16 protein-coding genes are annotated in these 20,080 nt (G+C 72.4%); 7 read left to right on the forward strand and 9 right to left on the reverse strand.

What is annotated here, in order from left to right:
* Positions 1–35: 35 nt before the first annotated feature.
* Together AC0665_RS13165 and AC0665_RS13170 are read right to left on the reverse strand one after the other, a co-directional pair.
* Positions 36–1,295 carry an SLC13 family permease gene (locus tag AC0665_RS13165; RefSeq protein ID WP_468404877.1) on the reverse strand — a complete coding sequence of 420 codons (1,260 nt, stop codon included), beginning with the start codon at positions 1,293–1,295 and terminating at the stop codon, positions 36–38.
* 122 nt (positions 1,296–1,417) lie between these two features.
* Complete coding sequence (locus AC0665_RS13170) at positions 1,418–3,808, reverse strand: SpoIIE family protein phosphatase (protein ID WP_478705008.1); 2,391 nt, start codon at positions 3,806–3,808, stop codon at positions 1,418–1,420.
* A 256-nt stretch (positions 3,809–4,064) separates the two neighbouring features.
* Here AC0665_RS13170 and AC0665_RS13175 point away from each other — a divergent pair, with 256 nt between their 5' ends.
* The 3 genes from AC0665_RS13175 (at position 4,065) to AC0665_RS13185 (ending at position 10,425) form a co-directional block, all read left to right on the forward strand.
* Entirely contained in the window at positions 4,065–7,160 is a 3,096-nt protein-coding gene (locus AC0665_RS13175; protein ID WP_478705009.1) for a glycoside hydrolase family 2 TIM barrel-domain containing protein, read from the forward strand.
* A 153-nt stretch (positions 7,161–7,313) separates the two neighbouring features.
* The gene (locus tag AC0665_RS13180; protein WP_478705010.1) at positions 7,314–9,557 is read left to right on the forward strand and encodes a glycoside hydrolase family 9 protein; all 2,244 of its coding nucleotides are present in this window, start codon (positions 7,314–7,316) and stop codon (positions 9,555–9,557) included.
* Between the two features lie 76 nt (positions 9,558–9,633).
* Positions 9,634–10,425: an alpha/beta fold hydrolase gene (locus AC0665_RS13185; RefSeq protein WP_468404684.1), complete on the forward strand. Its 792-nt coding sequence runs from the start codon at positions 9,634–9,636 to the stop codon at positions 10,423–10,425.
* Here the strand turns inward: AC0665_RS13185 and qcrB are convergent.
* Positions 10,385–11,899, reverse strand: a complete 1,515-nt coding sequence (gene qcrB / locus AC0665_RS13190; protein ID WP_478705011.1) for a cytochrome bc1 complex cytochrome b subunit — start codon at positions 11,897–11,899, stop codon at positions 10,385–10,387. The genes AC0665_RS13185 and qcrB overlap by 41 nt on opposite strands.
* Positions 11,896–12,828: a sigma-70 family RNA polymerase sigma factor gene (locus tag AC0665_RS13195; protein ID WP_478605470.1), complete on the reverse strand. Its 933-nt coding sequence runs from the start codon at positions 12,826–12,828 to the stop codon at positions 11,896–11,898. Before AC0665_RS13195 ends, qcrB begins: the two co-directional genes overlap by 4 nt.
* 175 nt (positions 12,829–13,003) lie before the next feature.
* On the opposite strand from AC0665_RS13195, the gene AC0665_RS13200 reads away from it, so the two are divergent.
* From AC0665_RS13200 to AC0665_RS13210, 3 genes are all read left to right on the forward strand, one after another.
* On the forward strand, positions 13,004–13,249 hold the full coding sequence (locus AC0665_RS13200; RefSeq protein ID WP_030845137.1) for a hypothetical protein: 246 nt from the start codon (positions 13,004–13,006) through the stop codon (positions 13,247–13,249).
* Between the two features lie 3 nt (positions 13,250–13,252).
* Positions 13,253–13,630: a toxin Doc gene (locus AC0665_RS13205; RefSeq protein WP_363116448.1), complete on the forward strand. Its 378-nt coding sequence runs from the start codon at positions 13,253–13,255 to the stop codon at positions 13,628–13,630.
* Positions 13,631–13,960: 330 nt separating this feature from the next.
* Positions 13,961–15,580 carry an RICIN domain-containing protein gene (locus tag AC0665_RS13210; protein WP_468633028.1) on the forward strand — a complete coding sequence of 540 codons (1,620 nt, stop codon included), beginning with the start codon at positions 13,961–13,963 and terminating at the stop codon, positions 15,578–15,580.
* A 57-nt stretch (positions 15,581–15,637) separates the two neighbouring features.
* Here AC0665_RS13210 and AC0665_RS13215 read toward each other — a convergent pair whose 3' ends face one another.
* Entirely contained in the window at positions 15,638–16,807 is a 1,170-nt protein-coding gene (locus AC0665_RS13215) for a lactate 2-monooxygenase (RefSeq protein ID WP_478705012.1), read from the reverse strand.
* 466 nt (positions 16,808–17,273) lie between these two features.
* Here AC0665_RS13215 and AC0665_RS13220 point away from each other — a divergent pair, with 466 nt between their 5' ends.
* Positions 17,274–17,708: a protease inhibitor gene (locus AC0665_RS13220; RefSeq protein ID WP_468404694.1), complete on the forward strand. Its 435-nt coding sequence runs from the start codon at positions 17,274–17,276 to the stop codon at positions 17,706–17,708.
* A gap of 172 nt (positions 17,709–17,880) precedes the next feature.
* Here AC0665_RS13220 and AC0665_RS13225 read toward each other — a convergent pair whose 3' ends face one another.
* The 4 genes from AC0665_RS13225 to AC0665_RS13240 all read right to left on the reverse strand — a co-directional run bounded on the left by AC0665_RS13225 (position 17,881) and on the right by AC0665_RS13240 (position 20,037).
* Positions 17,881–18,090, reverse strand: coding sequence for a CDGSH iron-sulfur domain-containing protein (locus AC0665_RS13225; RefSeq protein ID WP_363116444.1), 210 nt, complete (start codon positions 18,088–18,090; stop codon positions 17,881–17,883).
* Complete coding sequence (locus AC0665_RS13230; RefSeq protein WP_468404696.1) at positions 18,071–18,727, reverse strand: HemK2/MTQ2 family protein methyltransferase; 657 nt, start codon at positions 18,725–18,727, stop codon at positions 18,071–18,073. The genes AC0665_RS13225 and AC0665_RS13230 overlap by 20 nt, the downstream gene beginning before the upstream one ends.
* A gap of 21 nt (positions 18,728–18,748) precedes the next feature.
* On the reverse strand, positions 18,749–19,756 hold the full coding sequence (locus AC0665_RS13235) for an iron-containing redox enzyme family protein (RefSeq protein WP_468404698.1): 1,008 nt from the start codon (positions 19,754–19,756) through the stop codon (positions 18,749–18,751).
* 80 nt (positions 19,757–19,836) lie between these two features.
* Entirely contained in the window at positions 19,837–20,037 is a 201-nt protein-coding gene (locus AC0665_RS13240; protein WP_468404700.1) for a hypothetical protein, read from the reverse strand.
* Between the last annotated feature and the right edge of the window lie 43 nt (positions 20,038–20,080).

Consider the following 20,080-nt stretch of genomic DNA (forward strand, 5'->3'; position numbering starts at 1 on the left):
CGCGCGCGCTCGGCGCCGGCGTGCGGCCCCCGCGCTCACGCCCCGACGACGGTCAGGGACAGCCACAGCGCCACCACGGCCGGAACCAGTGCGCCCGGTACGGCGAGCAGCCCCAGCCGTGTGAACTCCCCGAGCCCCACCCGCTGCCCGTGCTGCTGCACGATCCGCCGCCACAGCAGGGTCGCCAGCGATCCGGCGTAGGTCAGGTTCGGGCCGATGTTCACACCGAGCAGCACCGCCAGCACGGCGCCGGGCCCGGACCCGGCGGTCAGGGGCAGCAGCACCAGCACCGCGGGCAGGTTGTTGATGAGGTTCGCCAGGACCGCGGCCAGCGCGGCCACGCCCAGGAGCGCGAGCAGACCCGACCCACCGGGCAGCACACGCCGGAGCGCGTCGGCGAGCCCGTGGTCGACGACCGCGCGCACCACGACACCGAGCGCGAGCACGAACGCCAGGAACGCCGGGCTCGCCGAGCGCACCACCGTCAGCGGGGTGGCCCGGCGCCGCAGCAGCGCCCGCCCGGCCAGCACCAGGGCACCGGCCAGCGCGGCCCACGCGGGCGCGATGCCCACGGCCGACGCCACCACGAACCCGGCGAGCGTGCAGCCGACCGTGACGAGGGCGAACAGCGGGAGCGGCTCGGGACGCGCCGCCTCGTCGGGGGAGGGGAGCGGCGCGGTGAGTTCCTCGTCGAAGAAGCGACGGAAGATCAGGTACTCGGCGGCGATCGCGACCAGCCAGGGCAGGGTCATGAGCACCGCGAACCGGGTGAAGCTCAGGCCGCTCGCCGTGAAGGCCAGCAGGTTGGTCAGGTTGGAGACCGGCAGCAGCAGCGAGGCCGTGTTCGACAGATGGGCGCAGGCGTACAGGTGCGGCCGGGCCCGCACGCCCATGCGGGTCGCCGTGGCGAGCACCACCGGTGTCAGCAGGACGACCGTGGCGTCCAGGCTGAGCACGGCCGTGATGACGGACGCCAGCGCGAACACCGCGGTCAGCAGCCGTGTGGGGCGCCCCGCCGCCCAGCGGGCCATCCACGCCCCGCACGCCGTGAACAGTCCCTCGACGTCGCAGAAGTGCGCGAGCACCAGCACGGCCGCGAGGAAGCCGACCACGGGCCCCAGCCGCTGGACCTCCTCCCAGGCGTGGTCCGGGGAGATCACTCCCAGGGCGACGGCGAGCCCGGCGGCAGGCACCGCCAGTACGGCCTCGGGCAGCCCCTTCGGGCGGGCGACGGCCCAGATGAGGACGGCGGCCAGCAGCGCCACGGACAGGACTTCGGCGAGCGGGGCGTTCAGGGCGGGGTCCTCCGGGGCGCGGTCAGGTGGTGCCCGCCCATGTAACCAGGCATCGGTAAGAGACCGGTGAGGGCCCCCGCCACCGGCCGGGGCCCTTCACCCGTGCCGGGTGCCGTCCGGCCTCAGATCTCGTCGTCGAGCAGGGCCAGCTCCGCCCAGATCGTCTTGCCCTCGGCGGTGTGCCTGCTGCCCCACCGCTGGGTGAGCTGGGCGACCAGGAGCAGACCGCGGCCGCCCTCGTCCCAGGTCTTGGCCCGGCGCAGGTGCGGCGCCGTGTGGTTGGTGTCGGACACCTCGCAGATCAGCGTGGCCTCGTCATGGATCAGCCGGAGCCGGATGGGCGGGGCGCCGTAGCGGATGGCGTTGGTGACCAGCTCGCTGACCACCAGCTCCGCGGTGAACGTGGCGTCCAGCAGCCCCCACCGTTCGAGCTGGTCGACGACCTGCTTGCGGATGGGGGCCACCAGCGCCGGGTCGGCGGGGATGTCCCAGGTCGCCACCTGGGCGGACGGCAGGCCACGGGTACGGGCCAGCAGCAGGGCCACGTCGTCGGTGGAGCCGCCCGGCGGCAGCAGGGTCTGCAGCACGCGGTCGCAGGTCTCGTCGAGGGAGTCGGAGGGCGCCGACAGGGCCTCACGGAGTATCCGGGTGCCCGCGTCGACGTCCCGCTCGCGGCTGACGAGCAGCCCGTCCGTATGGAACGCCAGGACGCTGCCCTCCCGCAGCTCCACCTCGGCACACTCGAACGGCAGGCCGCCGACGCCCAGCGGGGGACCCGAGGGCAGGTCGAGCCGGCGTGCCGGTCCGTCCGGCGGCACCAGCAGGGGCAACGGGTGCCCGGCCCGGGCCAGGGTGCAGCGCCGCGACACCGGGTCGTACACCGCGTACAGGCAGGTGGCGCCCACCTCTCCGGTGCCGGCGTCGCCGCCGCCGGACTCCTGGGACAGCCGCACGACGAGGTCGTCGAGGTGGGTGAGCAGTTCGTCGGGGGCCAGGTCGATGTCGGCGAGGGTGCGCACGGCGGTGCGCAGCCGGCCCATGGTCGCCGAGGCCTGGATGCCGTGGCCGACGACGTCCCCGACGACCATGGCGACCCGCATCCCGGACAGCGGGATCACGTCGAACCAGTCGCCGCCCACGCCCGAGCGGGTGGCCGGCAGATAGCGGGAGGCCGCCTCCACCGCCGCCGTACGGGGCAGTGTGCGCGGCAGCAGGCTGCGCTGGAGCGTGAGGGTCGTCTCGCGCTCGCGGGAGTAGCGGCGCGCGTTGTCGATGCAGACGGCGGCCCGGGCCGTGACCTCCTCGGCCAGCAGCACGTCGTCGTCGGTGAAGCCCTCGGGCTGCCTGAAGCGGGTGAAGACGGCGACGCCGAGGGTGGTGCCCCGGGCCTGGAGCGGCACTGACATCGTGGAGTGGATGCCGTACTCGCGGATGCGCCGGAAGCGGGCGGGGTCCCAGGCCAGCCACTGGTCCAGGTCGCCGGAGGCTCCCGAGGCCACGACCGTGTGCCCGGCGGCCAGCGACGCGGCCTGCGGGGAGCTCTCGGGGTAGACGTCCACCTGCCCCGGCTTGGCGACGGCCTCGGGACTGCCGGCGTTGACCGACCGGTGGGCTGCCCGGCGCAGGCTGACCGGCGGGGCCGGCGGCCCGGCGGACTCGCCGCCGTGCTCCTGAGGGTCGAGCAGGTCGACGCTGACGAAGTCGGCGAGCGCCGGGACGCAGACGTCCGCCAGCTCCTGGGCCGTGCGGGTGACGTCGAGGGTGGTGCCGATGCGCACACTCGCCTCGTTGACGAGCTGGAGCCGCTCCCGTGACCGGTACTGGTCGGAGAAGTCGTGGGCGGTCACGCACACGCCCCGCACCCGGCCGGTGGTGTCGGTGAGCGGTGCCAGCCGGGCCAGCCAGGCATGCGGCCCCCGGCTCTCGCCGCTGGCCTTCATGTGCGTCTGCATGTCCTGGCGGCGGCCGGTGCTCAGCACCCGGCGCAGATGGTCCTCCAGCTCGGCGTTCTGCGGCCGGCTGCCGATGTCGGTGGGCCGCAGGCCCAGCAGCCGCCCGGCGGGCAGCCCTACGAGGTCGGCCATGGCCTCGTTGACACCGCGCAGCCGCAACCGCTCGTCGAAGATCATCGTGGCGCAGGGCGACTGGGTCAGGGCCATCCGCACCAGCGGGTCGTCCGGAAGGCCCTGGCCTGTGCTCTCGGGCGGGGACACCGCGAGCCAGTCCGTCGTCTGTGTTGCGTCCGGCGGTCTGCTGTGCGCGAGCACCCACACGGACACGGCACGGCCGTCGCGGTGGCGCAGGGTGAGGGTGCCGCTCCAGCGGGAGTCGGCCGGGACGGGCGGCGGGTCGGCGCCGTCGGCCAGCAGCGCGGCGGCCGGGCGGCCGACGACCTCGTCGGCCGTGTGGCCCAGGAGGCGGCGGGCGCCCTCGCTCCATCCGGTGAGGGTGCCGTCGGCGGCGATGACGGCACGGGCGGCCACGCCATCGTCGAACGCCTCGTCCGGGCTCATCGTCGCGACTCCATACGGACACTCACAGTGAACAGGGAGGCCAGTTGAGTTCCAGCGTAGTCCGTAGGCGGCCGGCGTGGACGGGTAACCCCCGTACGGCCTCCCGGGCCGGGTCGGGGAGCGCATCCGGCCCCAGCGGCCCCCGGGACAGAAGGATGCTCCCGCACCCTTGACGGCCCCGTGTGACACATCGACAGAATCTGTTTGTTCGCGATGAGTTGTGAGTACTTCTGAGTTCTCATGAGGGAGAGCCGCCATGTCGGTCACGCGCAGATCGGTCCTGCTCGCCTCCGCCGCCGCCCCCGCGGCCGGAGCGCTGCTCGGCACCACGGAGGCATGGGCCGCCGGGGACCCGCGGGGCGCGTCGGGCCGCCGCACCGTCGCCCTGCGCGACGGCTGGCGCTTCGCGCTGGTGAACCCGGGCGGCCTCACCGACCCCACCGGCGCCTACGCCGACGCCCATCTTCCCGGGTACGACGACTCCGGGTGGCGCGAGATCGCCGTGCCGCACGACTGGAGCATCGAGCAGACCCCCACCACCGAGCACGGCACCACCAGCGGCACCGGCTTCCTGCCCGGCGGCCTCGGCTGGTACCGCCTGGCCTTCACCCTGCCGCCCACCCTCGCCGGCAAGCGGATCTCGGTGGAGTTCGACGGCGTCTACATGGACTCGGTCGTCCACTGCAACGGCAAGGAGGCCGGCCGCCACCCCTACGGCTACACCGGTTTCGCCCTCGACCTCACCGACCTGGTCCACACCGACGGCATCACCGAGAACGTGATCGCCGTCAAGGTCCAGAACCGGCTCCCCAGCAGCCGCTGGTACTCGGGCAGCGGCATCTACCGCGAGGCCCGCCTGGTGATCACCGAGCCGGTGCACGTGGCCCGCTGGGGCACCCGGGTCACCACGCCCGAGATCACCGCCGGGCGGGGCCTCGTACGGGTCGCCACCTCCGTCGTCAACGCCTCGGGCGAGGACGCCGACGTCGAGGTCGTCTCCCGGATCGTCGACCGCGAGGGCCGGACGGTCGCCCGCGCCTCCTCCACCGCCGCTGTCGCCGCCGAGCACACCGAGACCCACGAACTCACCGTCCGGCGACCGGAGGTGTGGGACTTCGAGACCCCGCACCGCTACACCCTGCACACCGAACTGCGCGTCGGCGGCCGGACCGTCGACACCTACCGCACCGTCTTCGGCTTCCGCACCTTCCGCTTCGACCCGGACGAGGGTTTCTCCCTCAACGGCACCCACCACAAGATCAAGGGCGTCGACCTCCACCACGACCTCGGCGCGCTCGGCGCCGCCGTGAACATCGACGCCGTCCGCCGCCAGCTGGAGATCATGCGCTCCATGGGCGTCAACGCCCTGCGCACCTCCCACAACCCGCCCGCGCCCGAGGTGATCCAGGTCTGTGAGGAGCTGGGCGTCATCATGCTCGTGGAGGCCTTCGACTGCTGGCGCACCGGAAAGAACCGCTACGACTACGGCCGGTTCTTCGACGAGTGGTGCGAGAAGGACGCCACCGAGATGGTCCTGGCGGCCCGCAACTCGCCCGCCGTGCTGAGCTGGTCCATCGGCAACGAGGTACCCGACTCCACCTCCACCGCCGGCCTCGCCATGGCCGACCGGATCATCCGCGCGATCAGGGCCGCCGACGACACCCGCCCGCTGGTCATCGGCTCCGACAAGTACCGCCGGCTGCCCGCCAAGGGCTCGGCCGCCGACCTGATGCTGGCCAAACTGGACGGCCTCGGCCTGAACTACAACACCGCCCAGTCGGTGGACCAGCTGCACGCGGCCTACCCGCACCTCTTCCTCTTCGAGTCCGAGTCCTCCTCCGAGACCTCCACCCGCGGCGCCTACCAGGAACCCGAGCACCTCAACACCGGCGAGAACCACACCCCGGGCAGACGCGCGACCTCCTCCTACGACAACAACCTCGCCTCCTGGACCATGAGCGGCGAGTACGGCCACAAGAAGGACCGGGACCGCAAGTGGTTCGCGGGGCAGTTCCTCTGGTCCGGCATCGACTACATCGGCGAACCCACGCCGTACGACGTCTTCCCGGTCAAGGCCTCCTTCTTCGGCGCGGTCGACACAGCGGGCTTCCCGAAGGACATGTACTACTTGTTCCGGAGCCAGTGGATCAGCGAGCCCATGGTCCACCTGCTGCCGATGACCTGGAACCACGCCGAGGGCGACACCGTCGAGGTGTGGGCGTACGCGAACGTGGACACCGTCGAGCTCTACCTCAACGGAAAGTCCCTGGGGGTCAGGCGGTTCGACACCAAGAAGACCGTCGACGGCCGCACCTACCTGGAGACGACCGAGGCGACCGGCGACGACAAGACCTTCACCGACGGCCCCTACCCCGGCAGTTACACCAGCCCGAACGGCAGCGCGGGCAAGCTCCACCTGACCTGGAAGGTGCCCTACGCCCCGGGCGAGCTCAAGGCCGTGGCCCGGCGCGACGGCAAGGTGGTCGCCACCGACGTGCTGCGCACCGCGGGCGCCCCGCACGCCGTACGCCTGAGCGCGGACCGCGAGTCCGTCGCGGCGGACGGCCGCTCCCTGGTCTTCGTGACCGCCGAGATCGTCGACCGGCGCGGTGTGGTGGTGCCCGGCGCGGAGCACCTGCTGTCCTTCGAGGTGGCGGGCGGCTCCATCGCGGGGCTGGACAACGGCCGCCAGGAGAGCGCCGAGCGCTACCAGGCGAGCACCCGGACCGCCTTCCACGGCAAGGCCCTCGCCATCGTCCGGTCCGGCACCCGGGCGGGCACCGTGAAGGTGACCGCACGCGCCGACGGCCTGCGCACGGGCACCGTGACCGTACGGGCCACCCGGGCGCGGGACCGGGCCGAGACGGCCCCGGCCACCTTCGAGCCCGGGCACCCGGCCCCCGCCGGCTTTCCGCACGCGGACGCGAGCTACTCCGGACGCCCGGACACCCTGCCCGCCGCCATGCTCGACGCGGACCCGGCCACCGGCTGGTCCAACGGCTTCTTCAAGCAGGCCACGGCCCTGCTGCCCGCCTTCGAGGGGGCGCGGGCCGAGGACTGGGTCTCGGTGGACCACGGTCGCACGCGCGGCTACGACCGGGTGGACGTCTCCTTCACCGTGGACGCCACGCACAGCCTGCCCGCGGCGATCGAGGTGGAGGTGTGGGACGGCCGCACCTGGCAGGCCGTGCGCGACACCGAGATCGGCTGGGTCACCGCCTCCGACGCCCCCACGGTGATCACCTTCAAGGCCGTCCGCGGCTCCCGGATCCGGCTCACCCTCACCAGCCGCCACCCCGGCGAGCCCCGGGGCGCGATCCGCATCAGCCGGCTGGACGCCCCGGCCGCCTGAGCCCCCGAGCGTCCTGGTCCGGACGGGCGGTGAACAGCCAGTCCCGTCCGGATCATTGACGCGGCGTCACATCAGCCACAACCATGGCGTGCAGCCCGCTTCTGGGAGCGCTCCCACGGTGAGCGCCACCCACCTCCCCAGAGGAGCCCAGACGTGAAACGACGCAGAACCGCCCTGCTGTCCCTGACGGCCCTGCTGGCGACCGCGCTGACCGCGCTGCCCTCAGCGCCGGCCGGGGCCGAGGAGACCGAGCAGGTCAAGAACGGCACCTTCGACACCGCGATCGAACCCTGGTGGACGACGAGCAACGTCACCGCGGGGCTGTCCGGGGGACGGCTCTGCGCCGACGTCCCCGGCGGCACCACCAACCGCTGGGACGCCGCCGTCGGACAGAACGACATCACCCTCGTGAAGGGGGAGTCGTACCGCTTCTCGTTCAGCGCGACCGGGACACCCGCAGGGCATGTGGTGCGGGCGATCGTGGGCCTGTCGGTGTCGCCGTACGACACCTACCACGAGGTGTCACCGCAGCTCAGTGTCTCCGGCGACACCTACTCCTACACCTTCACCTCGCCCGTCGACACCACGCAGGGGCAGGTGGGCTTCCAGCTCGGCGGCAGCGCGGACGCCTGGCGCTTCTGCATGGACGACGTCTCGCTGCTCGGCGGTGTGGCGCCCGAACCGTACGAGCCGGACACCGGGCCCCGGGTCCGCGTCAACCAGGTCGCCTACCTGCCGGCCGGTCCGAAGAACGCCACCCTGGTCACCGACGCCACCACGAAGCTGCCCTGGCAGCTGAAGAACTCCGGCGGGACGGTCGTCGCCCGGGGCACCACCGTGCCACGCGGCGTCGACGCCTCCTCCGGGCAGAACGTCCACAGCATCGACTTCGGCGCCTACCGCAAGAAGGGCACGGGCTTCACGCTCGTCGCCGACGGTGAGACCAGCCGGCCGTTCGACATCGGCGCGGGCGCCTACGAGCGGCTCCGGCTGGACTCGGCGAAGTACTACTACACCCAGCGCAGCGGCCTCGCGATCCGTGACGACCTGCGGCCCGGCTACGGCCGCCCGGCCGGTCACCTGGGCGTGGCCCCCAACCAGGGCGACACCGCCGTACCCTGCCAGCCGGGCGTGTGCGACTACACCCTCGACGTCAGGGGCGGCTGGTACGACGCCGGCGACCACGGCAAGTACGTCGTCAACGGCGGCATCTCCACCTGGGAACTGCTGAGCACCTGGGAACGCGCCCGGCACGCCCGCACGGGGCAGGCGGACCGGCTCGGGGACGGCACGCTCGCCATCCCGGAGAGCGGCAACAAGGTGCCCGACATCCTCGACGAGGCCCGCTGGGAACTGGAGTTCCTGCTGCGGATGCAGGTGCCCGACGGCAAGCCGCTGGCCGGCATGGCCCACCACAAGATGCACGACGAGCAGTGGACCGGCCTGCCGCTGCTGCCGAGCGACGACCCGCAAAAGCGCGAACTGCACCCGCCGTCCACCGCCGCCACCCTGAACCTGGCCGCCACGGCCGCGCAGGCAGCCCGTCTGTACCGCCCCTATGACAAGTCCTTCGCCGACAAGGCACTGGCAGCCGCGCGCAAGGCCTGGGCGGCGGCGCTCGCCCACCCCGACCGCTTCGCCTCCGAGAGCGACGGCATCGGCGGTGGCGCCTACGCCGACAGCGACGTCACCGACGACTTCTACTGGGCGGCGGCCGAGCTGTACCTGTCCACCGGGGAGAAGCGGTTCGAGGAGTACATCCAGAAGTCCCCGGTCCACACCGCCGACCTCTTCAAGCCGATCGGTTTCGACTGGGCCCGCACCGGCGCGGCCGGCCGGCTCGACCTCGCGACGGTGCCGAGCAGGCTGCCGGGCCGGGACAAGGTGCGCGAGTCCGTCGTCAAGGGCGCCGACCGCTACCTGGCCACCCTCAAGGCGCACCCCTACGGCATGCCGTACGCACCCGACGGCAACCTCTACGACTGGGGCTCCAGCCACCAGATCCTCAACAACGCCGTCGTCCTCGCCACCGCGTACGACCTCACCGGCGCCTCGAAGTACCGGGACGGCGCGCTCCAGAGCATGGACTACATCCTGGGCCGCAACGCGCTGAACATCTCCTACGTCACCGGCTACGGCGAGGTCAGCGCCCAGAACCAGCACAGCCGCTGGTACGCCCACCAACTCGACCCCGCTCAGCCCAACCCGCCGAAGGGCACCCTCGCGGGCGGGCCGAACTCCGGGATCCAGGACCCCTACGCACAGAGCAAACTCCAGGGCTGCGTCGGCCAGTTCTGCTACATCGACGACATCCAGTCCTGGTCGACCAACGAGCACACGATCAACTGGAACGCCGCCCTGACCCGCATGGCCTCCTTCGTGGCGGACCAGGGGTAGGGACCGGACGGCCGCGACGCGTGCCGGGGGAGTCCGCCGACAGGACGCCCCCGGCACCCGCGCGTAGCCTGGTGACATGCCAGCGGTGCGGGTCGACGGCATCGAGGTCGCCTACGACCGGGTGGGCCAGGGCCCGCCTCTCGTGCTCGCGCACGGCGCCCTCACCGACGCCCGCCTGTTCCGCCCCCAGCTGGAGGAGCTGGCCGACGAGTTCACCGTGATCGCCTGGGACGAACCGGGCGCCGGGCGCTCCGGCGACGTCCCGCCCGGCTTCGCCCTGGCCGATTACGCGCGCTGCCTGGCGGCCGTCATCGAGGACGCGGACCTCGGCCCGGCGCATGTCCTCGGCGTGTCCTGGGGCGGGACCGTCGTGCTGGAGCTCTACCGGCACCACCCCGGACTCGTCCGCACCCTGCTCCTCGTGGACACCTACGCCGGCTGGAAGGGCTCGCTGCCCGCGGCGGAGGTGCGGTCCCGGGTCGAGGGGGCGGAACGGATGCTCGCCGTTCCGCCCGAGGAGTTCGCGCCGACCCTGCCGGGCCTGTTCGCCGGGCAGCCGTCCCCCGAGGCCGTCCGCCTGCTGTCCGTGATGTCGGCCGACACCCGCGCCCGGAGCATGCGGGCCGAGCTCACCGTCATGGCCGAGGCCGACCAGCGCGAGCTCCTGCCGAAGATCGAGGTGCCGACGCTCCTGCTGTGGGGCGAGCTCGACGCCCGCTCGCCCGTGGAGCCGGTCGCCCACCAGTTCCTCGCGGCGATCCCGCAGGCCACGCTGGTCGTGCTGCCCGGCATCGGGCACCTCACCAACGTCGAGGCGCCGGAGCCGTTCAACCGGACCGTCCGGGAGTTCTGCCGCGCCCACTCCTGACCGGGCCCGCCACCGCCCGGCGCGGTGTGTGGCCGACCGGCTCCCCGGGCCGTTCATGGGCGGTCAGGGTGTGCAGCCGGGCCGGGTCGAGCGGCTCGTGCACCTCGACGTACTCGCCGTGCGGCAGCCGCTTGATCACGCCGGTCGCCCTGCCGTGCGCCACGAGCTCCCTGTCACGCAGCTGCAACCCGGTACAGATCCGCCGGGTGACGACGAAGACCACCGCCGGCACGACGAACATCCCGGTCCGCACCGTCCATGTCACCGTGTTGATCGACAGATGGAGGCGGGTCGCGACGATGTCGTTCCCACCGCCCGCGAGCAGCACCAGGTAGAGGCTGATCCAGGCCGCCCCGATCGCCGTGCGCACCGGGCGGTTGCGCGGCCGGTCCAGCAGATGGTGCTCGTCCCGGTCGCCGGTGAACCTGGCCTCCAGGAACGGGTACACGCCGATGAAGACCAGCAGCAGCGGGAACACCACGATCGGGATCAGCACGCCCAGCACCAGCGTGTGACCCCACAGCGTGACCTCCCAGCCCGGCATGATCCGCACCAGGCCCTCCGCGAAGCCGAGATACCAGTCGGGCTGCGCGCCCGTGGAGACCTGGTCGGCGCGGTACGGGCCGTACGACCACACCGGGTTGATCGTCGCCACCCCGGCGATCAGCGCGAGCACCCCGAACACCAGGAAGAAGAAGCCGCCCGCCTTGGCCAGGTACACCGGCATGAAGGGCGTCCCCACGACATTGCGCTCGGTGCGCCCGGGCCCCGCGAACTGGGTGTGCTTGTGATGGACGACGAGCAGCAGGTGGGCCACGACCAGCGCCGCCATCACGCCGGGGATCAGCAGCACGTGCAGCGCGTAGAAGCGGGCCACGATGTCGTCCCCGGGGAACTCGCCGCCGAACAGGAACATCGCCAGGTACGTCCCCACGACCGGCACCGACAGCAGCGCGCCGTGCACGAACCTCAGTCCGGTGCCCGAGAGCAGGTCGTCCGGCAGCGAGTAGCCGAACAGCCCCTCGAACAGGCCGAGAAACAGCAGCAGCCAGCCGAACAGCCAGTTGATCTCGCGCGGTTTGCGGAACGAGCCCGTGAAGAAGTGCCGCATCATGTGCGTCAGCATCCCGGCGACGAAGACCAGTGCCGCCCAGTGGTGCAGCTGCCGGATCAGCAGCCCGCCGCGCACGTCGAAGCTGATGTCCAGCGTGGACGCGTACGCCGCCGACATCCGTACACCGTTCAGCGGGACGTAACTCCCGTTGTACGTGACCTCGTTCATCGACGGGTGGAAGAACAGCGTCAGATACACGCCGGTGAGGACCAGCACCACGAAGCTGTACAGGCAGATCTCGCCCAGCAGGAACGACCAGTGATCGGGGAACACCTTGCGCAGGTACTTCCTGCCGAGCGTGTGGATGCCGAGCCGCCCGTCGAACCAGTCGGCGAGCCGCTCACCGCGCCCGGCGCTCACGCCGCCGCCCCGGGCAGGTGGGCCAGCTTGTCGGGGTTGGCCACGACGTAGATGCCGCGCACCCGGTCGCCTTCCGGGGTGAGGTCGAGGACCAGGACGGCGAACGGCGCGCCGCCGTCGAACAGCACCGCCGCGTCGTCGCCGTTGACCCGCCGGTAGCGCCAGACGGGGTGGTCGGGGCCGCCCCGGCCGGCGGTGAGCAGCCGGGTCACCTTGTCGCGGCCGTGCACCGGGCGCAGGCCGGCCCGCCGGCGCTTGCCGCCGGCGTCCGTCCACGCCGTGACGTCCGGCGCGAGCACCTCCATCAGCTCGGCGATGTCCCCGCCGAGCGCCGCCCGCACGAACCGCTCGGTCGCCTCCCGCCGCACCCGCGGATGCGCCTCGTAGCGCGGCCGCCGCGCGTGCACGTGCTCCCGCGCCCGGTGCGCCAACTGCCGTACGGCGGCGGGGGAGCGGTCGATGATCTCCGCGATCTCGGCGTGCGGGTAGCCGAACACCTCGCCCAGTACGAACACGGCCCGTTCCAGCGGTGTCAGCGACTCCAGGACCACCAGCATCGCCAGCGACACCGACTCCGAACGCAGGGCCGGGGTCTCGGCGGTCTCGGTGTCCTCCGCGTCGACCAGCGGCTCGGGCAGCCACGGCCCTACGTACGTCTCCTGCCGGCGGTTGATCACGGCACGGCGGCGCAGCGCGTGGTTGACCGCCACCCGGACGAGATAGGCGCGCGGGTTGTCGACGCCGTCCAGGGGCGCGCCCCCGCCGCGCGCCGTCCAGGACAGCCATGTCTCCTGGAGGACGTCCTCGGTGTCGGCGACACTGCCGAGGATGTTGTAGACGACGCCGAACAGCAGCTCGCGATGGTCGACGAACACCCCGGTCGCCGCGTCGAGCGGGGCGTCCGTGCCGGGTGCGGAGATCTCGGTCATGCGTGGCCCTCCCAGGTACGCGCTCACCACTGCGAGCCGGGCAGGACCCGAAAATGTGACATCGCACGGCTGAATGTGACCCACATCTCAGGCCCAGCGCCCGGCTGGTACCTTCCGGTGGCGCTCTTGACCTGGGGATATTTACGAGCCAGTACCCGAGCGGTACCGTGAAGACATGCCAGCTCTCAACGTGGAGTTCAGCGACCGCGAACTTGAGGACCTGCGGCAGATCGCCAAGGAGCGCGGTACGTCCATGAAGGCCCTCGTGCGGGAGGCGGCCGCGGCCGACATAGCCCGTCACCGGGCCCTCCAGGAGGGCGCCGAGGCCTTCCGCCGGTTCTTCGCCACCCACGCCGACGAGTTCGCCGCCGCGTTCCCCGACGACGAACCACCCGCCAAGGGCGAGGGGCGGGCCGCCTGACCCATGGCACCCGTGATCCATATCGACGTGCCCTGGCTGCTCCAGCGTCACGAGGAGGTCCTGCCGGACCAGCCCACTGTCAACGACTTCTCGGCGCTGGTCGCGGCCGTCGCCCGGCACCGCGTCGACCCGCCGCGCCTCGGGGTGAACTCCGACGCGGCCTGGCGGGCCGCCGCGCTGCTGCACACCATCACGGTGCTCCGGCCGCTGCCCTCGGCCAACGCCCGCTTCGCCTGCGCGACCGCCGTGGCGTACATGTTCGTCAGCGGCGTCGGCATCGACCCGCCCTACGGCGCCCTCGTCGACCTGGCCCGTGACCTCCTGACCGGCACCACCGACGTCTACGGCGCGGCGGACCGGCTGCGGTCCTGGCAGATCTGAGGAACCGGACCCGGTGTCCGATTCACACAGGCCGCAGGGAAATGTCGAAAACGGGTGCGAACAGCGCGTATCCGTTCCCCGTTTCTGACTTTCTGTCAATGGCGGGGATGTTGTCCGGGCGCCTTGTTGGCCGTGTGGGGGTTGTGCAAGAGTGAATCGCGCGTGCGGGGGGAATGGCCGGGTGTCGCACGTGAGTTGTTGACCGCGTCCGACTCACCGTCGGTGAATTCGCACCTCCCGCGCCCCGCCAAAAAAGGTACGCACCAACCGGGCCTCCTTTTTCGGCGGCAGGACTTCTGTGTGCCACACGCGTGGGAAGGAACCATCTCAGTGCCCACCCCCCACCCCCCTCGTCCTCCGTATCCCCCGCCCGGCGGGGATCCAGGGGAATCCGATGAATCACTCGCCGCCCCCCTGAGAGGCAGCCCGGAGGGCCAGGTCGCCGCCCATTCCGTCGCGCTGCTCATGGCCCGGCACCACCAGTCGGCGCACGACTACGCGGTCATCTGTCTGGCCTCGTCGTCGCAGGTCGCGGCCATGGTGACCGGGATCGCCTTCCACCGCACCCTCAACCGTCTCGCCTTCGGCGAGTCGGCCGTCGCGCTGCGTCCGGCCCTGCTGGTGACCGTGCGCGACACGATCCGCGAGTGGTCGGGTGACGATCGAATATCAGCCGTTCTGCCCGCCTTGCAGAAACCGGCCGGAGGGCGGGGACTGCGCGCGGCGACGTCCATGACCCCGGAAAATCGCCTCCTCGCGGAGCGGGCATTCCAGGCACTTCCCGCGGCTGCGCGGTGTTTGCTCTGGCATGTCGAGGTGGAGGCGGATCCCATAAGCGTTCCCGCCGGACTCCTGGGGATGGACACCGAGATCGCGTCGGCGGCCCTCGAGCAGGCGCGGGACAAATTCCGCGAGGGCTGTGTACTCGCCCATCGCGAACTCGCCCCGACCCATGATTGCCGGTTCTACAACCGCCTCCTCGATGTGCCGATCCGCCGGGGCGGCGCACTGCTGCCGGACGTTCAGCAGCATCTCGACGAGTGCCGTTACTGCCGGAACGCGGCCGAGCAACTGAGCCATTTCGAGGGCCCGCTCGGGCCGTTGATCGCCGAGGCGGTGCTCGGCTGGGGCGCCCGCCGCTACCTCGACTCGCGCCCCGGGCGGGCCTCGCACGGCACACGGGGCGCTCGCACGGGCCGGCGTGGCGGACGGCGGGGCGGCGGGCGGCAGGGGCTGCTGTCCCGGCTCGCGGTGCCGGCCCGGGTTCCGCAGGGGCTGCGCTCCTCGCGGGCGCTGCTGTCCGGCGTGGGCGCGGTGTCGGCCGGGGTGCTGGCGACGGTGCTCATCATCAGCACGTCCTCCCACGACGGGGGTGAGGCCGACCCGGCGGGCTCCAGCAGCGCGGCCGGCGGCAAGGGCGATGCCTCGGTGACACCGCCCGGCACCGCGGGCCTGCCCGCGGCGCAGGGCGTGACGCGGCTGCGCAACGCGGGCGCCGATCTGTGCCTGGACATCCGGGACCTGCCGAAGGAGGGCTCGGGCACCAAGCTCGCGGAGTGCTCGACGGTGTGGACCCAGCAGTGGACCTACGAGGACGACGGTCTGCTGCGCAGCGTCGCCGATCCCGGACTGTGTCTGGACTCCCACAAGGACGCCGGTGTGGTCGTCCTCGGCACCTGTGCCGGCAAGGATGCCGAGCGGGCCGACGACGTGCGCTACGACCTGACCGTGCGGGGGGAGCTGCTGCCCCGCTGGGACGAGCGGCTCGCCCTCGCCCCGGCCGACGACGATCCGGACGCCGACATCGTCGTCAAGGTCCGCGACCGCTCGTCCGACGCCCAGCACTGGCGGGCGGAGCCCCTGCCGTCGGCGTCGGGTTCCCTGTCGATCGAGGAGCAGCGGGACCCGGCGGCCCGCCATGTGACGCTGTCGCACGGCGGCACGTCCTGACGACCGGCCCCACGGCCCGAGCGGGGCTGCGCCGCGGACGCGCAGCGCGGCCCCCTGTCAGACCGGATCCTCGACGAGGTCGGCCGGGCCGACCGTGCCGGGTGTGGCATGGCCCGACAGGGCGAGCGTCAGGTCGAGTTCGGCGAGCAGGCAGCGGATGACGTGCTCGACGCCGGACCGGCCGTCCAGGCCGAGGCCGTAGACGTACGGGCGTCCCACGAGGACCGCGCGGGCGCCGAGGGCGAGGGCCTTGAAGACGTCGTCGCCGGTGCGGATGCCGCTGTCGAAGAGGACGGTGAGCCGGTCACCGACCGCCTTCGCCACCCGGGGGAGCGCGTCGGCGGCCGCCACGGAGCCGGCCACCTGACGGCCGCCGTGGTTGGAGACGACCACCCCGTCCATGCCGGCGTCGGCGGCCAGGCGCGCGTCGTCGGGGTGCAGGACGCCCTTGAGGACGATCGGGCCGCCCCAGTTCTCCCGCAGGAACGCCAGGTCCGGCCAGCTCTTGGCGGGGTCGGAGAACATGCCGACGAAGTGCATCACCGCCGCGTCCGGATCCTCGTGCACCGGCTTGGCGAGACCCGCCTGGAAGGCCGGGTCCGAGAAGTAGTTGGCCGTGCCGACCCCGTGCAGGAACGGCAGATAGGCCTGGTCCAGATCACGCGGCCGCCAGGACAGCAGCGGTGTGTCCAGCGTGACGACCAGCGCCGTGTACCCGGCCGCCCTCGCCCGGGCGAGGAAGCTGCGGGCCACCTCCGGGTCCTTCGGCCAGTACAGCTGGAACCAGCGCTCGGCGTCCCCCATCGCCTCGGCGACCTGCTCCAGGGGTGTGCTGGAGGCCGACGACAGGATGTACGGCACGCCCTGTGCGGCGGCGGCCCGGGCCGCGGCGGACTCGGCGTCCGGGTGCATGATCGACAGCACCCCGACCGGGGCCAGCGCGAGAGGGGCGGGCAGGGCACGCCCCAGCACCTCGACGGACAGGTCCCGCTCGTGGACGTCCCGCAGCATGCGCGGCACGATCCTGCGGCGCTCCAGGGCCGCCCGGTTGGCCCGGGCCGTACTGCCGTTGCCCGCGCTGCCCGCCACGTAGTCGACCGGGCCGGGCCCGAGCCGCTGCTCGGTGAGCTCCTCGAGCCGGGTCAGATCGGTGGGCAGCCGCGGTACGGCACCCGTCATCCCGTTCAGGTAGATCTCGTACTGGAAGTCCGCCCAGTGCTTGCCCACGTACGCCCCGCCTCTCGTCGTCTCCTCGTCGGGACCTGCCGTGCGGGCGACGATACCGAGCGGTATGCGCCCGGAGGGATCAGGGTCGGGCGCTCGCCGTGCACAGCGGACGGCTCATCCCGCCGCGGTGGAGCCGTCATGTAATGACAAATATCCGGCCGCGCGATGAACACAAGGGGTCACGAAGCAGTCGGCCGAGAGCGGAATCGGAATGTTTCAGGCCGATTAACGAACACCTGGAATTCGGCCATCTGGCCGCTTCATGACCCCGGGGCCCGTGCGGTTACGGGCTTCACCCGCGCGGATTCCGTAACTTCGCGCCACTGATTCAATACGCAAGGTTACTGAAACCCGTGGGGTCGATGTGTGTTTCCGCGGCGGACTCGGCAGACTCGCGCTCGCCGCTCCGGGCACCGACCGAGCACGGACCGGCACCCCCTGTAATCGATGCGGAAGGATGCACACAATGCGGAACACCGCGCGCTGGGCCATGACCCTCGGCCTGACGGCCACCGCCGTCTGCGGCCCCCTCTCCGGGGCCGCGCTCGCCGCCCCGGGGCAGGCCCCCACCGCGCTCTACGCCCCGTCGGCTCTCGTCCTCACGGTGGGGCACGGTGAGAGCGCGCTCGCGACGACGCCGGAACGCGCGGTCACCCTGACCTGCGCCCCGACGCCCGCCGGCACGCACCCGGCGGCCGGAGCGGCCTGCGCGGAACTGCGCGGCGTCGGCGGGGACTTCGACGCCCTGACGGCGAAGGAGGGCGTGATGTGCACCAAGCAGTACGACCCGGTCGTCATCACCGTCGACGGCGTCTGGCAGGGCAAGCGCGTCTCCTACGAGCGCACCTTCTCCAACGACTGCATGAAGAACGCCTACGGCACGGGCGTCTTCTCCTTCTGAGCGGGCCGAGCCCACAGACCGGGATCGCACTGAGTCCGTGAAGCGCAGCGGGCCGTGGCTGGGGAGCCGGGCCGTTGTCACGGGGAGTCGCGATCTCGCGCGAGGGGGCCGGCGGGCGGAGTGGGGCCGCCCGCCGGCCTCTGGGCTCTTCCGGTCCGTCCGGACCGGGTACTCAGGCCCGGTCGCGATGACTGGTGTCGCACCACGGGTAGCGGCGACTGCGCCGGCAGGTGCACAGCGCCACACGGAAGCGGTCGGAGGCGACGACGGAGCCGTCCTCCAGCTCCACCTCCACCGGGCCCTCCATCAACAGCGGGCCCTTGCGCTGGACGGCGACGCGGCGCGGCGTCGCGGCGGACCGGTCAGACGGGGAGTTCGGCACGGACGACCACCAGCTCTTCCTTGTCATCGGCGGCGGGCAGCAGCCCCCGCTCCCGCAGCCAGGCTTCCCGGCCGCGCAGCACCGGCCCGAACTCGATCCGATGCCGGCGGGTCACCGCGGCCTTCAGACCGGCCGCGCGCAACTGCTCCACGGTCACATCGGGCGCGCTCAGCGCCGACTGCACGAGCAGCAGCACCCCGCCGGGCCGCAGCAGACCGGGTGCCTGCCGGCAGATGCGGTCGACGACCAGACGCCCGTCGTCACCCGCGTCCCAGGCCCGGGCAGCGCCGCGGGGCTGCCTGCGACGGCCGTCCGGAGCCGGCACGTACGGGGGATTGGCCAGGATCAGATCGAACGTCCTCCCGCGCACGGGATCGAACAGATTGCCGTGCCGGATGCGGACCGGGAGCCTCGCCAGCCGGGCATTGAGCCGGGCGGCCCACACGGCGCTCCAGGAGACGTCCACCGCGGTCACACGGGCGCCCCGGCGAGCGGCCTCCAGGGCGAGGGCGCCGCTGCCGGTGCCCACGTCGAGAACCTCGGCGCCCGGGGGCAGCGGCTCGTCGGACAGGGCACCGGCCAGCAGCTCGGTGTCTTCCTGCGGGGCGTACACGCCCGGGAGTACGAGTGCGATCACGGACGCCGAGTACCCCGGTCATCAGGAGATATGAGTGACTTCCCGGGCCAGCGGTTCGCGCAGTGACGAACGTGACGCACGCCAGTCGGTGAGCAGCCGGGCGCCGAAGCGCTCCTCGACGAACTCGGTCGCGTCGATACCGAAGGCGACGTCGGGAGCGAGATGCGGCTCCTCCTCCAGCAGTCCGCCGATGACGTCGTGACGCACCACCTGCTCGTGGACCGCGTCCGCCTCGACGTGCTCGTCGTAGAAGTGCTCGGCGGCGGGCCCGGCGCCCGTGCGGCGCATCGCCTCGGCGAGCCGGCGCGACCCCGGCGACGAGGTGATCTCGACCGCCGCGAAATGGCCGACCAGAGCGCCCCTGAGGGCCCGGTGCAGGCCGAACAGGGACATCATGTTCACCGTGACCAGGGCCTCGGCGGTCGACGCGTCGAGATAGCGGCCATAGGTGGTGTCCAGGCCCAGGTCCCTCATCAGGTCGGCGAACAGGGCGGCGTGCACGCGGTCGGCGCGGCCGCCGCCCCACTCGTCGAACTCCACCGCCGCCATCCCGGCCTTCGCCCGGCCGTACAGCCGCGGCAGCACCCAGGCGTGCGGGTCCGCCTCCTTGAGGTGGTACAGGGAGCGCTGGGCCGCGTACTCCCGCATCTGCCACAGCTCGCCCTCGTCGCGCAGGTAGTGGCTGACGCCGGTGCCCTCGACGGGCTCGACCAGGAGGCCGGCCAATGCCTCGTCCACGGTGTCGTGGACCCGGGCGTCGGCGCGCAGCGCGGACAGGAAGCGCTGCTCCATGGCCGCGCGCACGCGCAGCAGGTCGACGTCCCACTCACGCTCCGCCGGGACACCGGCGAAGCCGCGGTAGTGCAGCTCGTAGCAGACGTACAGGGCGAGCTGGAGGTCGTCGCCGTACACCTCGGCCCGGGCGACGTCCTCCAGGCGGGGCAGCCGCCCCGCGCCCCGCAGCCAGGCGTCGACGCCCCTGCTCAGCGGGCCGCGCGGGGTGGGCAGTGCTGGTCCTTCGTGCTCCATGCGCGCCGGGTACCCGCCCGGCGGCGAAGGTCACCCGCCGGTGCCGCCGCCCTGCCCCCGGTGGCGCCCGCCCGATGCCGTCAGTCGCCCTCGGACTCCTCCTGGGCGCGTGCGTTGGGGGTGATGGCCTCCCCGGCCTCACCCCGGTGACGGCGCTGCTCGGCGGAGTCCCGGGTGCGGTTCTCGGCGTCCTCGACCTCCCGCAGCACCTCTTCGAGAGCCGTCTGCGGCGGTGTGCCGTGCTGGTCCTGGTCCCGGTCGTGGTCCTTGTGCTCGGACACGGCGGTCTCCTTCCTGCGTCCGGTACGTCGGGTCGTGAGCGTT

It is taken from the genome of Streptomyces sp. NPDC043685, assembly GCF_056436585.1.